Origin of the sequence: Photobacterium marinum (assembly GCF_000331515.1) — a bacterium.
Classification (GTDB): domain Bacteria; phylum Pseudomonadota; class Gammaproteobacteria; order Enterobacterales; family Vibrionaceae; genus Photobacterium; species Photobacterium marinum.
This window is the reverse complement of sequence record NZ_AMZO01000002.1, coordinates 256,664-272,341: the sequence shown is the minus strand read 5'-3', so window position 1 is coordinate 272,341 and position 15,678 is coordinate 256,664. Positions and strand designations below refer to the sequence as shown.

Sequence of the window (15,678 nt, the reverse complement as noted above, 5' to 3'; positions counted from 1 at the left end):
GTCCCTGGGCGTCGTATTAAATTCTGTGTTTATGATACTCTTGCGAACAATTTCGCGCTATGCGCCTGTCGAACAGCTGTCACAAAAAAGAAAATGATTTGTACATCACATCCTTTGTTGAATATTCAACAACTTGATTACACACAAGAAGCTACCCTGTCATGGTTTGAACCTTTGGCGGGCCAGCCATGGTCTATGATATTACGCTCGGCAGCCGAAGATCATCCAGATAATCGCTTTGATATTTTGGTTGCTGATCCTTTAGCCACTTTAGAGACCCACGGTGACATAACCCGTATTAATTATTCCTGTGGCGAGCAAAAAAACAGCAACGAAGACCCATTTAAGCTATTGGAAAAAGTACAAAATGCCCTGCTGCCAACGCTTGAGCCGCTGGACGACGTTCCGTTCATCGGCGGTGCTCTAGGTTACTTTTCCTACGATCTTGGTCGCCGGGTGGAGAAAATTCCTTCAATCGCCCACCATGATATTTCTACGGCTGATATGGCAGTCGGCATTTACGACTGGGCATTGATTGCCGATCACCACAACCATCAGTTATATCTCATCTCACCTAAAGATAGTGATCGTTTAGCCTGGCTGCAGGACAAAAAAGACAGCTTTGCCCAGAAGCACAAAAAACATGATGCACAACATAATCCTGCATTTGAATTAACAAGTGCGTGGCAGGCCAACATGACCCAATCGGCCTATTGCAGTAAATTTGGACAAGTTCAGGAGTACCTACTTTCCGGAGACTGCTACCAAATCAATCTGGCCCAGCGCTTTGAAGCCACCTATAAAGGGGATGAATGGAACGCTTACCTTAAGCTGGAAAAAACCAATGGCGCACCATTCTCCGGCTTTATTCGAACAGCTGAAAACACGGTACTTTCTGTATCGCCGGAACGCTTTCTGCAACACAATCAGGGCTATGTTGAAACAAAGCCAATTAAAGGCACTCGTCCGCGTGATACAAATGAGAAGCTTGATCGGCAATATGCTGATGAGTTACGTCATGCTGATAAAGACAGGTCAGAAAATCTGATGATTGTTGATCTGCTGCGCAATGATATCGGCCGCGTGGCCAAGCCTGGCTCTGTGAAGGTGCCGAAGCTGTTCGATATTGAGAGCTTTCCTGCAGTTCATCATCTGGTAAGTACGGTAACCGGAGAGCTGGACAACAGCTATTCACCACTCGACCTGCTACGCGCCTGTTTCCCTGGCGGCTCCATCACCGGCGCTCCGAAAATCCGGGCTATGGAAATCATTGAAGAACTCGAACCTCACCGGCGCAGCGTTTACTGTGGCAGTATCGGCTATATCAGTCGCTGTGGACGAATGGACACCAGTATTACAATCAGAACACTGGTTTCTCAACAAAATACCCTGTATGCATGGGCCGGCGGCGGCTTGGTAGCCGACAGTCAGGCAGACAGCGAGTATCAGGAAACATTGGACAAACTGAGCAAAATTCTGCCAACCTTAGAGAAGTAGCAAACTTTTCCAACAGAAAAAGAAATCAACAATACTGTAGATACTCTGGATTTCGCCCTCGGAAAAGCCTCAAGGGTAATATCAAACAGCCGTTTTACATTTTTTTGTCATAAAAACGGCCTATAATGACAAGAGTATCCACAGTCACAACCATGGATGGTTTATGAATACCCAGCAGCAGTTGTTAGCACGGTTTCTGCTAGCCCCTCAAAAAAGCAATGACTCAGGCCTTGCGGCCAGAGTTAGGCTGTCTGCTGCTGGTTCCACCTCCCGCAAACTCAAGCAAGCGGCAGTACTCATTCCACTTGTTCCTCGCAACAACAGCTACAATGTCGTTTTAACAAGACGAGCAGACCATCTGAAGCACCACCCCGGTCAAATAGCCTTTCCGGGAGGACGATATGAGTCAGAAGATGTTGATCTTATTGATACAGCCATACGAGAGACTAAAGAAGAAACTGGTATTTTATGCAATAGAGAGAGTATATTAGGCCACCTTCCTTCACTATCAACAATCAGTGGTTATATCGTCACCCCTTATGTGTCTACAATATCGGCAAACTACACGCCAACTCTGGACAAAAACGAGGTGGATGAGCTGTTTGAAGTACCCATCGAGTATCTGTTAAACCCGATGAATATACGTTCTTCCCAATTCGTCATCAATGGCTCAGAAGTGAATATCTATTCAATATCATTTCATAACCACGCGATTTGGGGCGCTACTGCACAGATGGTAAAACTGCTGTCAAAACAGCTCTGGTATTAGAAAAACTAATCCCGGAAATAAATCTCGATAATTTTACCCCTCAAACACGTGTGATCGCGATCACTTTTAATTGTATTGCAATTTGCACCCATTACATAACGCGATCTTGATCAAAGTTTTCCTCCCGTAAATCATCAAAATGCGCGCCGTTCCTAATTTCCGTTCCGTAACAAAACTTTGGATATAAACCATGAATAAGACATTAAGCTCGACTTCAGCCACTAGCGCTGAAAAAGCAAGATGGACCTATAAAGATTTTACTTGGGCACTTTCTCTGTTCGGTACCGCTGTAGGTGCTGGCGTACTGTTCCTTCCAATTAAAGCGGGTGCTGGCGGTTTCTGGCCACTAGTTATCCTGGCCCTAATCGCAGCACCAATGACTTGGTTCGCTCACAAGAGCCTTGCTCGTTTCGTTCTTTCCGCTAAAAACCCTGAAGCAGATATCACTGATACTGTAGAAGAACACTTTGGTAAAGCTGGCGCGAACATCATCACTTTCGCTTACTTTTTCGCTATCTACCCAATCGTTCTGATCTACGGTGTTGGTATCACTAACACAGTTGATTCTTTCATGGTTAACCAGATGGGCATGGAATCTCTTCCACGCTGGATTCTTTCTGGTGGCCTGATTCTGGCGATGACTGCAGGTGTAGTTTTCGGTAAAGAACTGATGCTGAAAGCAACTTCAGCGATGGTTTACCCTCTGGTATTCATCCTGCTTGCTCTTTCTATCTACCTGATCCCTGGCTGGAACACTTCTATGATGGAAGTAGCACCAGACTGGAGCTCACTGCCTGCAGTTATCTGGCTGGCAATCCCAATCATCGTGTTCTCTTTCAACCACAGCCCAATCATCAGCCAGTTCTCTAAAGAACAGCGCCGCGTATACGGTGACGATGCTGCGAAGAAGACTGACATGATCACTGGCGGTGCAGCGATGATGCTTATGGGCTTCGTAATGTTCTTCGTGTTCTCTGTTGTACTGTCGATGTCTCCAGAGCAGCTGGCAACAGCTCAAGCACAAAACATCAGTGTTCTGTCTTACCTGGCTAACATCCACGAATCTGCGCTGATTTCTCTGCTTGGTCCACTAGTTGCTTTCGCAGCTATCACTTCAAGCTACTTCGGCCACTTCCTGGGTGCTCACGAAGGTCTGGTAGGTCTGGTTAAATCTCGCTCTGAAATGCCAGTAAGCAAGATTGAAAAAATCTCTCTAGGTTTCATCGTAATCACTACTTGGATCGTTGCAGTAATCAACCCAAGTATCCTGGGCATGATTGAAACTATGGGTGCACCGATGATCGCTGCAATCCTGTTCCTGATGCCAGTTTTTGCAATGTACAAAGTACCTGCAATGGCTAAGTACAGCACATCTGCACCAGCACGTATCTTCACAGCTCTATGTGGTATCGCTGCAATTACTTCAGTAGTTTACGGCGCATTCTAAAAGAACCACCACAAATGTTGTGAGAATTATCTGTTACAGCTAGTTATCCTAAGAATTTGTGCTGGAACGCATAGTCTTCTGAGACAATTAGCGTAGAATAGATGATACTTAAGAGCAGGGACGCGCACAGTACCTGCTCTTTTTTTACAAAATATCTCGCCAAGGAAGGGGCGAGAATAAATAAAACTAAACAGTCTTGGTTGGAAGCAAGATTGCTTCCCCTGGCTGAGGTAATAAGCATGATCAGTGTTTTTGATATCTACAAAATTGGTGTGGGTCCTTCCAGTTCGCACACTGTTGGTCCAATGAAAGCAGGTAAAGAGTTTATCGATGACCTGCGAGCAATGGGCAAACTGCGTGACATAACTAAAATTACCGTTGACGTATATGGTTCGCTTTCTCTTACCGGTAAAGGTCACCACACAGATATCGCTATCATCATGGGTCTTGCGGGCAACAGCCCTGAGCACGTTGATATCGATAGCATTCCAGGCTTCATGGCACGTGTTGAAGAAACCGAGCGTCTTCCTGTCGGTATGCACTGTCACACTGTAGAATTTCCTCGCGAAGGCGGTATGAACTTCCATACTTCCAACCTTCCCCTACACGAAAACGGCATGACCATCCACGCGTGGATCGGTGATGACGAAGCTTACACTAAGACTTACTACTCTATCGGCGGTGGTTTCATCGTTGACGAAGAAAACTTCGGTAAAGAGGCAGAAAGCAGTGTAACTGTCCCTTACATGTACACAACAGCCGAAGAGCTGGTAAATCAGTGTAAGGAAAGTGGTCTGTCTGTTAGCTCGCTGGTTATGTGCAACGAGCGTGCAATGAATGCAGAAGAAGAGATCAGCCGCTACTTCGCCAGCATCTGGAAAACAATGCGCGAATGTATGGAACGTGGTATGACCGAAGAAGGCATTCTTCCTGGTCCACTACGTGTGCCTCGTCGTGCAGCTGCACTACGCCAACAGCTGATGACAACTGAGAAACTAAGCAATGACCCAATGACTGTTGTTGACTGGGTTAACATGTTTGCTTTCGCAGTTAACGAAGAAAACGCAGCCGGTGGTCGTGTTGTTACTGCACCAACTAACGGTGCCTGCGGTATCATTCCAGCGGTTCTGGCTTACTACGACAAGTTCATCCAGACTGTAGGTCCTAAAGAGTTCACTCGTTACTTCGCTGCTTCTGGCGCTATCGGTGGTCTTTACAAGCGTAACGCATCTATCTCTGGTGCTGAAGTTGGCTGTCAGGGTGAAGTTGGTGTTGCATGTTCTATGGCAGCAGCTGGTCTTGCAGAACTGATGGGCGGTAGCCCTGAACAGGTATGTATGGCTGCAGAAATCGCAATGGAGCACAACTTGGGTCTAACTTGTGACCCTGTTGCTGGTCAGGTACAGGTTCCATGTATCGAACGTAACGGTATTGCTGCTGTTAAAGCAATCAACGCTTCTCGTATGGCACTTCGTCGCGCATCTGAGCCTCGAGTATCTCTGGATAAAGTTATCGAAACGATGCTTGAAACAGGTAAAGATATGAATGCCAAGTACCGTGAAACATCTCAGGGTGGCCTGGCAATCAAGGTTATCTGCTAATCTTCAGACCTTCTGAATAGAAAACCTCAAAGCTACCCTCCTACGGGTAGCTTTTTTTATCTCTGAGATTTGCCTCACTTTATATCGATTCAATTTTTTCACGTCAGTATCAGACCCGACTTTTTCAGCAGTGCCTCTATATCCTCTGCAAGCGCCTCTCCATCCTGCAACGTAGTGACCCAGGAAATCGGAATCCCCTTTTCGTCACCAAAGCCATAACAGGCCCCGGCCAGCGCACCGACCAAAATTCCTCTCCCGCAGGAATCCCCGGAAGCCAGAATATTCATCCGGATTGCCTCTGTGTAGCTTTCGCTGTTTTGCAGTATCCAGGCAGCTAACGGCAGGCTGTCTGCCAGGTGACAGGCCTGATTGACGATCGTCAGCACATAACTGAGCTCATTCTGCTCAACACTTAAGTTTCGGACCTGCTCGATATTATCCCGAATCGCTTCCGGTGATTTTATTTTCAGAACATTGAGAACCGGCTCCATCCGGCGAGAGCGCAATGCTTCATTAAGAGCACTGGCAAAAGCTTTGGCACAAGCCAGAGCTGTTTCATTTTGATGGGTAATACCGACAATGCGCTCAATTTCCAGATCCAGCTGTTCAGAAGGTAGCTTCAGCGATACAAGCGCCGGTATAGAACACAGAGCCGGATTCTGATCATCATCAGAACCGGAATCATCCGGCCATTCATCAGGCATGAGCGAAAAAAGAGTTAGCAGCAATGCTTTGGTCGGGCTGTCTATGTAACCAATAAACTCACCGCCGGGACCAAAGTAATCTAAGATCTGCTGCTGGATATTGCGGGTACTGATATCAGGCTGACTCAATAACCGTATGTATAAAGCAAGCCATTCCCCATAAGCCGTCAACTCTCCAGCAGTGAGTTTGTCATGGGCATAGTAGCCCTCAACCCCTTCATAATGGCTGGTATCAGGCTGAATAAAAGGAAAGTGAGGCAAATTGGAGAGCATACTCACCCGCTCTGGTGAATAGATCCAGTGAGTCCCCATACTAGCAGCATCAGCAACCAGGGCCCCCATCAAAGCAGCATAGCGTTGCGCCATATACCCGTCCCTTCAGCAGAGTAAATACTAAACATAAGCTTATACCAATTTCTGATACAGCCTGTCGCAACTCATGCCAAACAGTTCGAAATGCGCTTGATGCTAAATCCCTGGTACAAAAAAACCCCGCCAGAGCGGGGTTTTTTCAGGAATAAGTCAGATTAAGCAGCAGCTTTCATGCTTGCTTTTTCTTTCTTCTCACCGATTGGCAGAATAGTACGGCCAAATTCGTTGTTAATTACCTGAGCCATTGCAAAGTAAATTGCACTTGCGCCACAGATGATACCTTCGAAACCAGCGATAGTACCGATCAGTTCGCTACCAGTGAAGTCGCGAGCAGCCAGCAGGAAGAACAGAATTGTCAGTGAAGCAAATACGAACTGCTTAGCACGTGGGTAGCATAGAGAGCCGATGAACATGAAGCCAGTGAAGATGCCCCACAGTAGTAGGTACCAACCCATGAAGCTTGCTGGGCTTGCTGGAAGACCCATCTTAGGCATAACGATCAGACCAACAAGAGTCAGCCAGAACAGACCGTAAGAAGTAAATGCAGTTGTACCGAAAGTATCGCCACGCTTGAAGCACATTGTGCCTACGATAACTTGGCTCAGGCCACCATAGAAAATACCCATTGCCAGAATCATGGAATCAATTGGGAAAAAGCCCGCATTGTGGATATTCAGAAGGATGGTAGTCATACCAAAACCCATTAGGCCAAGTGGCGCTGGGTTAGCAAGTTTCGTAGACATTTTGTTCCCCTACAGGAGTAATTCAAAAAAACTGATAAAGATTAAAAAATGGGTGCATCGTAATGCGCGGCGAATTCTAATGGATGCCCAGAAGCAAATCAATCCTAAATTAGACGAAAAAACACCCAAAGTAGAAAAAAGATTATTTCAGGCTGAAATTTCTCAAGATTTTTTGTGAATTCATCGCGAATTAATTGTTAGAAAAATCACAAAAAACTGTGGCACAGTATCACTGCCTCGCGCCACTTAAAATTAAGTCATTGAATTTATTGAAATTAAAAAGAGATAATTCATTTAATTGCTTATTAAAAATGGAATAGGTATAAAAAAAGCAGCTTAACGCTGCTTTTTATCTGAAACCGTAATACTTAACCAAGTTCGTAATGTCTTAAAACACAGACAATATCAATTGAACTACTGGATCTCCTGTTGAGTTTCAGGGGCATCTTCAACCGCAGGATTCACAGGCAATGCCTCAGGCGTCTGCAAAGGAACAGATCCAGATGCAAGTTCAGCATTTAATCTGTACGGTGAGGCTTTCAGATCCCTTAACTGAGATTTAAGCTGAGCAATCTGTTTTTGCTGAACGGCAACCAAATCCCGAAGCGACTCTACCTCTACCGCCCCATCCTGTTTTGATGACTGTTCCAGCTCACGTCTCATCACCATGTTATGTTTACGGTTAGCCATCACTTCCTGTGTGATCAACGCAGCCTGCTCTTTAAGCGGCTTATCCCTCAAGTCTTTATCACTCAACGCTTGCGAGATATTCAATAGCTTGGTTTCAATATCAAGCATGAAGCTTTCATATTCATCCCTGCTGCGGTCACGCAGTGCCTGCACTTCTAATGCGATATGTTCTGCATGAGCTAATTCAAAATTAGTCTCAATAACCTGCTGCTCGATTTTTTCAAAAGTCCGTGGAGAGCGTTCGATCAACATCTTTCCGCTGGCAATTTTCGATTCAACACGGGCATAGCTGAGCGGCGCGTAATATTTCACATCATTGCTTCTGAGCTTACGCAGTGCATTTTCAAGCGGCTCAATATAGGTTTTCTTGATAGTGCGGATTTCCAGGCTATGAGCACGTTCAAGAAACTCATCCTGCTCTTCAGTTGCGTCACTCAGTTCATCTTCTTCTACCAAGCGAAAAAGTTTGGCATAAAAGCGCATCAACCTGACATGCTCACTACGATAGTAGTCTCGGGCATGGATTGAATTTAGATAAGCCATCTGTGTAATCGCCGGCTCAAGCACCTCATCCGCCAGCTTTTTCAGCTCTTCAAGTTCTCCAAATGTTTTTTCCACTATCGCTACTTCTTCATAAAAGCGATCAAGATAAGTGGATGAGGAAAACAGTGAGTAACTTTCAAATGCCTTTTCAGGAGTCTTGCTGAACTCCTGATAAATAGCATCGGCTTTTTGCCAGCTCGATTGAATCTGCGCATATTTATCAGGAGAATACACTTGCAGGTGATCAATTTCCTGAAGTTTCTTCTGCCAATCCCGGTATACCTTCAATGCACTCTGATAGACATTTTCCGTATTTATTTCAGATGAAATTCCTTCTTCACCTTCAGGTGTGCTCTGACAGGCACTCAGTAAAGCAGCAAGACAGACAATACAGGCCACTTTCCCTATTTGTTTCATATAAATTTCCGATGATATAAATACACGACGCAGAAGGAGGGAAACACCGAAGCGGCAAATTGCCCCTACTCTCATCAACTCATATGGCTACTTTCTTCCGCCCTGCAAGAAAAGCAGGCACGCCAAAGGCAATAAATCCGGTCAGCTCTGAGCAAATACTCAAACTCGTTAGTTTATCTGACTCTATCAAAGTAAAAAAGTTCTACATTATTGTTATTTAAGACTAAAGCCTTTTTCATTAATAAAAGCTTTAATGAACGGTCTGGCTTCCTTATCCAAAGTGGCAGTAATTTGCTCCGACCATGACGTATTTTTATTGCCGCCAGTCCGGGTCCGGTAATACTCACGAACCTGATTATCATATTCTGCAAGCAAGTTCCGATCCAAATCCTGCTGGTATTCGTCCTGATGAACTATCAGCTCTCGTGGCAGCCTAGGCTTTCGCTCCGGATCCTGAGCCGGGAAGCCAAGGCAAAGACCAAACAATGGAAACACATGATGGGGTAAAGACAACAGTTCTGACACTTCAGCCGGATTATTGCGGATACCACCGATGTAAACACCACCCAGCCCCATAGACTCAGCCGCTACCATGGCATTTTGTGCCATTAACGCAGCATCCACCGAGGCAATTAGTGTCTGCTCGGTAAAACCTAATTTAGCTTCAGGATGTATTTGTTTATGTCGGTGATAGTCGGCACAAAAAACCAAAAATTCAGCAGCAGTGGCGACATATGGCTGACCACCAGCATATTCGGCCAGTGACTCGCGTTTATCCGATTCCGTTACCCTGATAATACTTACACACTGAATAAAACTTGATGAGGAAGCAGCAATCGCACTGTCAAGAATTGCCGACAACTGTTCTTCTGACAATGGCTGCTCTGTAAACTTACGAATTGAGCGGTGGCGGAGAATAGTTTCAATCGTCTGATTCATAGCGTTCCCTGTCACAAAGCCTTATTTTGTTGAAACTTTGCTCAATGTAACATAAATTCTCCACCACTCGCAGAAACGCAGCAAAAAACTGTCTTTACCTATTAGTAAATTAATTAAACAGCAGACTCCTGACTGACCAGACAATGCTGACAAACCTGCTGCAAGATACTGATCAATCTCTGCTTATTCAGTGGCAGCGGGTTTCCTTTAATTGCATTAGACATCATGGCATCTTCAGCCACTTCATCAAACATCACATCACAAAGCCCGTAATCAGCAACAGAAGGCAAGTTAAGGCGCTTCAGCGTACGTTTTGTCCAAAGGATACCATCAATAATTTCCGCATTTACCCGACCAGTAAGAATACACGCCAGCTGTCGATAACGATTCAGTACATCCGCTCTGCCGGCTTCCCTGGCTGCCAGCACATTCTCCTGCATGACAAAAGGTGCAAGCTGTGCGGTGATCAGCCCGTGAGGAGCATCCAGCCGCCCCCCCAAAGCCGACGCGAGACCGTGCGCAGCACCTAATTTGGCATTAGCCAGCGCCATTCCGCCGAGCATGGCAGCAAATGACATATCGGAACGAGCCCGTGGTTCATCGTCCTCACTGGCTGCCAGAATAGCACCAGCCAAACGGCGTAAGCCTTCTTCACATACCATGTCGGTTAACGGGTTCGGTTCACCACAGACATAGGCTTCCATCAAATGACTGAATGCATCCATCCCGCAACATCCCGTTGTTACGGGATCCATTCCATAAGTGAGCGTCGGATCGACTATTGCCATATCCGGTAACATATCCGGGCTACGCAGGCTTACTTTGACATTCTCCTGTGCTGATTTCAGTACCGCATTTTTACTGACTTCCGACCCTGTTCCAGCCGTTGTAGGCACAGCAATAAACGGAAGCGGCTTCGCTTGTAACGGTACATTGCGCCCTATCACCTCGACATAATCATAAACACTGCCCTGATTAGGAATCATCGCCGCCAGCGCCTTACCGGCATCCAGCACACTTCCTCCACCTATAGCCAATACCATATCTGGCCTGAACTTCCGCCCCATAGCCGCCATCTCTTCAATCATGGCGATCAGCGGTTCACCATGGACAGCAACCTGCTGATAACGCATGTTCTGCTGTTTCAGGTAGCGGATCACAGGTTCTGCCCGGGAGATATCTTTGCCGGTAACCAACAACACGCTGTATCCAAACTGATTGAGAGAAGACAGTGAATTATTCAAGGCACCTTCACCGAAAATAATCCGGGTTGACGTCATAAACTGAAACATAGGTACTCCATTACACAACTGAATATTCTGATTATTATCATCGAGTGTGCATGCTAACGGGTTCCTGATTTTGATTCTGAACAACAAATTACCGAGATAAAGCTAACTACAGGCCAGAACTGGCCCCCCATCACACTTGGTTGAAAGCAAGCTTCGTTAACCTAATTAAACAATCGGTTTTATCTATCGCAACAAGTGATAAAACCCGCTTTCTCCGCTCGCGCTGTCACGTTATAGTAATTCCATCAAAATTAAAGGAGAGAGATTATGTTCGTTGTTATTTTCGGTCGCCCAGGTTGCCCATTTTGTGTTCGAGCTAAAGAGCTGGCAGAAAAACTTAAAGAAGAGCGAGACGATTTCAACTTCCGTTATGTTGATATCCACGCCGAAGGTATCAGCAAAGCAGACCTAGAAAAAACAGTAGGAAAACCAGTAGAAACAGTACCACAAATCTTTATTGATCAAGAGCATATCGGTGGCTGTACTGAGTTCGAAGCCTACGCAAAAGAAAATCTTGGCCTATTCCAATAATTTCTTTACTAACAAAGATTTAATGAAGGCTGATTTGTCAGCCTTCTTTTATTTTTACCGTTTTTGGGAGCAACCAGGTAGATTGTAGTTTTTTTATCTTGTTTGCTCATATTTCGGTATAACCCAAGATTAAAATCAGCTAAAATCCATCCAGTTTATTGCTACCACCCTTCTTCCGGAAATGTTGTTGTGAATATCGATGTCGCCGCCCTCCTTCATCAGAATGATATTCTGTTGCTTTTTGTTGTTCTTGCCGTTGGTCTGAGTATCGGAAAACTAAGAATTGCTAACCTCCAGTTAGGTAATTCAATCGGTGTGCTCATCACCGCTCTGTTATTCGGTAATGCCGGTTTTACTTTTGATACCGAGGCCCTGAATATCGGCTTTATGCTGTTTATCTTCTGTGTCGGTATTGAAGCAGGCCCGAACTTTTTTGGTATTTTCTTTAAAGATGGTAAGCACTACCTGCTACTAACACTGGTAGTACTACTTTCATCGATTGTGATTACCCTGACCATGGCCCATAACCTCAACCTCGACCTAGGTCTGGCAACAGGTCTGATGGCTGGCTCTCTGACAGCAACACCGGTGTTGGTAGGTGCAAAAGATGCCCTGAACAGCGGCCTTTCTGGGATCAGCGACAGCTTTACCATCCAGCAAATGGTCGACAGCCTGAGCGTCGGTTATGCCATGTCGTATCTGGTTGGCCTTGTCAGCCTAATTCTGCTGGCGAAGCTGATGCCAAAGCTGCAAAAGCAAAACCTTGCCGAGTCCTCACAGCAAATTGCCCGTGAACGCGGCATCGGAGAAGTCGCTCAGCGTAAAGTGTACCTGCCGATTATCCGTGCCTACCGTGTCGGCCCTGAACTGATTAACTGGATTGACGGCCGCAACCTGCGTGAACTGGGTATTTACCGCCAGACTGGCTGTTACATCGAACGGGTTCGCCGTAACGGTATCCTTGCCAACCCGGACGGTGATGCCATTTTGCAGGAAGGGGATGAAATTGCGCTGGTTGGTTATCCAGACAGCCATGCCCGACTAGATCCGAGCTTCCGTAACGGTAAAGAAGTTTTCGACCGTGACCTGCTTGACCTTCGCGTGGTAGAAGAAGAAATCGTGGTAAAGAACGACAGCATTGCTGGCAAGCGCCTGTCAGATCTGAATCTGTCGGAATACGGCTGTTTCCTGAACCGCGTTGTTCGAGCTCAGATTGAAATGCCGATGGATCATAATATCCTGCTCAACAAAGGGGATATCCTGCAGGTCAGTGGCGAGAAAAGCCGAGTACTGGGGCTTGCTGAACGCATCGGTTTCATCTCGGTTCACAGTCAGATTGCCGACCTACTGGCATTCTGCTGTTTCTTCATCGTCGGCTTGCTAATTGGTGCGATTACCATGGCTTTCGGCCAGATTGCCTTCGGTCTGGGTAGCGCTGCCGGTCTGCTGCTGGCAGGTATCACCCTGGGCTTTTTGCGGGCAAATCACCCGACATTCGGTTACGTACCGCAAGGAGCGCTGAACATGACCAAAGATCTCGGTTTGATGGTCTTTATGGTCGGGATCGGCCTGAGCGCTGGTTCGAACCTGTTCAGCTCTCTGGCCCAGGTCGGTATGGCCGTATTTGTCACCAGCCTGATGGTTAGCGTTATCCCGGTTGTGCTGGCTTACCTGTTCGGTGCTTACGTACTGAAAATGAACCGTGCACTGCTGTTCGGAGCCATCATCGGAGCACGAACCTGCGCCCCGGCAATGGACATGATTAACGAACATGCCCGCAGTACAATTCCAGCTCTGGGTTATGCCGGAACCTATGCGATTGCCAACGTGCTGCTGACCATTGCAGGTACTCTGCTGATCATTCTGAACTAAGTAAACCTATCATTTTTCGATGCTGACTCATCAATCCTCCCCCTGAGTCAGCATCTATTCAGTCCCTTCGCCTATAGTGATATCAGTACAAGCAATTTTAAGCGTGCTGATACCAAACTGAATAGCAACCTCACCTTCGAAATTGTTTAGTTTGGTATAACACACATTTAAGTTGCTGAATATTCGCCACTCTCTTTACTATTCAGTATATTGAATAGAAACATTTATTATTGGTAATCAAAACTATGCGTATTCTTATCGTCGAAGATGACCCGATTCTGAGTCACCACCTCAAATCACAGCTGGGTGAGCTGGGTAACCAGGTACAGTGTGCCGGTACTGCTGAGGAAGGACTGTTCTTTGCCGAGAACTACCCTAATGATGTTGCTATTGTTGATATCGGCCTTCCGGACAGAGACGGCATCAGCCTGATCAAAGATATCCGCAACAAGGGCCTTCGCCTGCCAATCCTCATCCTGACTGCCCGCTCTAACTGGCAGGATAAAGTCACAGGTCTTGAGGCTGGCGCTGATGATTACCTTGTTAAGCCGTTCCAGAAGGAAGAGATGGTAGCCCGCCTGAGCGCATTGGTTCGCCGCAGTGCCGGTTTTGTAAAACCAGAAATGACAGCCGGTAATATTCGTGTTGATCTGCTGGCCAAGCAGGTGTTTATCAATGAGAACCAACTGGAACTGACCGCCTTTGAATACGATCTGCTGGAATACCTGATGCGTCACAGTCGCCAGGTTGTTTCTAAGCAGCGCCTGCTGGATGTCCTTTATGAAGATCAGGAAGGCGATCCGAATACCATTGAGGTAATGATCAGCCGTCTGCGCAAGAAATTTACCACTAACGGCCAGGATAACCCGATTTCAACTATCCGTGGTCAGGGCTATATCTTCGAGTTGCAAGCGCAATGAGTCAGTTGCTCAAGCCAAGACTACGCCGCCGGGTACTGGTTACCTCGGTGGCGATCATCGTTCTTATCACTTCTGCACTGGCCGGGGTTATCAACCAGCTTTATAGCCAGAGCTATATGGCCGCCTACTCGTCAGAGCTGGTCGCACAGATGCCAATGGTGGTGGCGCAGCTCAACCGCGCCGGGCTGATCAAGGATGTCGACAAATGGATTGATTCTATCGATCCATCCGATACCGACTACATGTCTGTGGTCTGTGATATGACAGACCATACCATCTGGCTCTCTGATGAGGCCAAAGTTGCTAACCTCGGCAACATCTGTAGTGAGCTGCCCGATGACATTCCGGTACCAACCCTGATCAAAACAAGCAACGACCACAGCTATATTGCCTATAACATGAGCCGAGATCGTGAAGGCGGCAGAAGCTATCAGCTGGTCGTGTTGCGCTCTGGTGAATCTTATCAGTCCTCACTGAACCAACTGCACAAACGTACCACTTTCTATCTGGGGTTGTTTGTTCTGATTGCAATTGCTTTCCTGATGACGGCATTTCACTGGAGCTTCCAACCATTGCGGAAACTGGCAACACAGTTGGATCAGATGACGGATGCTAAGCGTAATAAGCTGGATGATGACTTCCCGATGGAACTGCAAGACGTCACTCTGGCACTCAACAGGCTTATTCAGATCAGTAACGACCAAAAATCCCGTTACCGCCATGCGATGGACGATCTGGCCCACAGCCTGAAAACGCGATTAGCTGCAACCAATGCTCTTTTGGATGACCGTGAGTTGTCACGTCCTGAACTGAATCAGCGGATCATGGAGCAAATCAGCCAGATGGATGATTTGGTGCAGTACCAGCTAAAACGCGCCATGATGGGTCAACAAGGCCTGCAAAAAGATCAGACGGAGCTGAAACCGGCTATCGACAGTTTCAACCGGATGCTCAGCAAGGTTTACAATGATAAGAACGTGAAGCTGGGTTATCATTTCAGTAACCGCATCAAGCTGCCGATTAACCGCAACGATCTGATGGAGCTGCTGGGCAACCTGCTGGAAAATGCTTATCGCTTTTGTATCAGTGAAGTTCGGGTGTCAGTAAAAGAACTCAATGACAGCTTCATTATCCGTATCGAAGATGACGGTCCCGGTGTAAGCGAGGATATGCGTGAAGCTATTTTCCAACGGGGCGTTCGTGCCGATCAGCTCAATCCCGGTCAAGGTATCGGCCTGTCGGTCTGCCATGAAATCGTCAAGAGTTATCAGGGCAGCATCCATGTAGAAAAAGCTTCTATCGAAGGCGCGGCTTTCGTGATTCATCTGCCGAAGCACTAAT

General features: G+C 46.6%; 13 protein-coding genes. 8 read left to right on the top strand and 5 right to left on the bottom strand.

Features of this window, described 5'->3' with window-relative positions:
• The first annotated feature begins 93 nt into the window (after positions 1-93).
• The 4 genes from pabB (at position 94) to C942_RS02565 (ending at position 5,314) form a co-directional block, all read left to right on the top strand.
• The gene (gene pabB, locus C942_RS02580) at positions 94-1,497 is read left to right on the top strand and encodes an aminodeoxychorismate synthase component I (protein WP_007462091.1); all 1,404 of its coding nucleotides are present in this window, start codon (positions 94-96) and stop codon (positions 1,495-1,497) included.
• Positions 1,498-1,660: 163 nt separating this feature from the next.
• Positions 1,661-2,266, top strand: a complete 606-nt coding sequence (locus C942_RS02575) for a CoA pyrophosphatase (RefSeq protein WP_007462090.1) — start codon at positions 1,661-1,663, stop codon at positions 2,264-2,266.
• 190 nt (positions 2,267-2,456) lie between these two features.
• The gene (locus tag C942_RS02570; RefSeq protein ID WP_007462088.1) at positions 2,457-3,713 is read left to right on the top strand and encodes an aromatic amino acid transport family protein; all 1,257 of its coding nucleotides are present in this window, start codon (positions 2,457-2,459) and stop codon (positions 3,711-3,713) included.
• A gap of 239 nt (positions 3,714-3,952) precedes the next feature.
• Positions 3,953-5,314, top strand: coding sequence for an L-serine ammonia-lyase (locus tag C942_RS02565; RefSeq protein ID WP_007462087.1), 1,362 nt, complete (start codon positions 3,953-3,955; stop codon positions 5,312-5,314).
• A gap of 98 nt (positions 5,315-5,412) precedes the next feature.
• Here the strand turns inward: C942_RS02565 and C942_RS02560 are convergent, their stop codons facing one another.
• The 5 genes from C942_RS02560 to C942_RS02540 form a co-directional block, all read right to left on the bottom strand.
• Entirely contained in the window at positions 5,413-6,384 is a 972-nt protein-coding gene (locus C942_RS02560) for an ADP-ribosylglycohydrolase family protein (RefSeq protein ID WP_007462086.1), read from the bottom strand.
• Positions 6,385-6,545: 161 nt separating this feature from the next.
• On the bottom strand, positions 6,546-7,133 hold the full coding sequence (locus C942_RS02555; protein ID WP_007462085.1) for an acetate uptake transporter: 588 nt from the start codon (positions 7,131-7,133) through the stop codon (positions 6,546-6,548).
• A gap of 414 nt (positions 7,134-7,547) precedes the next feature.
• Positions 7,548-8,783 carry a hypothetical protein gene (locus C942_RS02550; RefSeq protein ID WP_007462083.1) on the bottom strand — a complete coding sequence of 412 codons (1,236 nt, stop codon included), beginning with the start codon at positions 8,781-8,783 and terminating at the stop codon, positions 7,548-7,550.
• A gap of 213 nt (positions 8,784-8,996) precedes the next feature.
• Positions 8,997-9,722 carry an oxygen-insensitive NADPH nitroreductase gene (nfsA, locus tag C942_RS02545; protein WP_007462081.1) on the bottom strand — a complete coding sequence of 242 codons (726 nt, stop codon included), beginning with the start codon at positions 9,720-9,722 and terminating at the stop codon, positions 8,997-8,999.
• 113 nt (positions 9,723-9,835) lie between these two features.
• The gene (locus C942_RS02540; protein ID WP_007462079.1) at positions 9,836-11,014 is read right to left on the bottom strand and encodes an iron-containing alcohol dehydrogenase; all 1,179 of its coding nucleotides are present in this window, start codon (positions 11,012-11,014) and stop codon (positions 9,836-9,838) included.
• A gap of 267 nt (positions 11,015-11,281) precedes the next feature.
• Between C942_RS02540 and C942_RS02535 the strand changes: the two genes are divergently transcribed.
• The 4 genes from C942_RS02535 (at position 11,282) to C942_RS02520 (ending at position 15,677) form a co-directional block, all read left to right on the top strand.
• The gene (locus C942_RS02535) at positions 11,282-11,545 is read left to right on the top strand and encodes a GrxA family glutaredoxin (RefSeq protein WP_007462077.1); all 264 of its coding nucleotides are present in this window, start codon (positions 11,282-11,284) and stop codon (positions 11,543-11,545) included.
• Positions 11,546-11,734: 189 nt separating this feature from the next.
• On the top strand, positions 11,735-13,417 hold the full coding sequence (locus C942_RS02530) for an aspartate:alanine antiporter (protein WP_007462076.1): 1,683 nt from the start codon (positions 11,735-11,737) through the stop codon (positions 13,415-13,417).
• Positions 13,418-13,662: 245 nt separating this feature from the next.
• Positions 13,663-14,337: a response regulator gene (locus tag C942_RS02525; RefSeq protein ID WP_007462075.1), complete on the top strand. Its 675-nt coding sequence runs from the start codon at positions 13,663-13,665 to the stop codon at positions 14,335-14,337.
• Complete coding sequence (locus tag C942_RS02520) at positions 14,334-15,677, top strand: ATP-binding protein (protein ID WP_007462074.1); 1,344 nt, start codon at positions 14,334-14,336, stop codon at positions 15,675-15,677. Before C942_RS02525 ends, C942_RS02520 begins: the two co-directional genes overlap by 4 nt.
• Position 15,678 lies beyond the last annotated feature (1 nt).

Bases quoted from the DNA above. Each gene is read 5' to 3' on its own strand.
- pabB (WP_007462091.1), top strand. From the start codon at position 94: ATGATTTGTACATCACATCCTTTGTTGAATATTCAACAACTTGATTAC.
- C942_RS02575 (WP_007462090.1), top strand. From the start codon at position 1,661: ATGAATACCCAGCAGCAGTTGTTAGCACGGTTTCTGCTAGCCCCTCAA.
- C942_RS02570 (WP_007462088.1), top strand. From the start codon at position 2,457: ATGAATAAGACATTAAGCTCGACTTCAGCCACTAGCGCTGAAAAAGCA.
- C942_RS02565 (WP_007462087.1), top strand. From the start codon at position 3,953: ATGATCAGTGTTTTTGATATCTACAAAATTGGTGTGGGTCCTTCCAGT.
- C942_RS02560 (WP_007462086.1), bottom strand. From the start codon at position 6,384: ATGGCGCAACGCTATGCTGCTTTGATGGGGGCCCTGGTTGCTGATGCT.
- C942_RS02555 (WP_007462085.1), bottom strand. From the start codon at position 7,133: ATGTCTACGAAACTTGCTAACCCAGCGCCACTTGGCCTAATGGGTTTT.
- C942_RS02550 (WP_007462083.1), bottom strand. From the start codon at position 8,783: ATGAAACAAATAGGGAAAGTGGCCTGTATTGTCTGTCTTGCTGCTTTA.
- nfsA (WP_007462081.1), bottom strand. From the start codon at position 9,722: ATGAATCAGACGATTGAAACTATTCTCCGCCACCGCTCAATTCGTAAG.
- C942_RS02540 (WP_007462079.1), bottom strand. From the start codon at position 11,014: ATGTTTCAGTTTATGACGTCAACCCGGATTATTTTCGGTGAAGGTGCC.
- C942_RS02535 (WP_007462077.1), top strand. From the start codon at position 11,282: ATGTTCGTTGTTATTTTCGGTCGCCCAGGTTGCCCATTTTGTGTTCGA.
- C942_RS02525 (WP_007462075.1), top strand. From the start codon at position 13,663: ATGCGTATTCTTATCGTCGAAGATGACCCGATTCTGAGTCACCACCTC.
- C942_RS02520 (WP_007462074.1), top strand. From the start codon at position 14,334: ATGAGTCAGTTGCTCAAGCCAAGACTACGCCGCCGGGTACTGGTTACC.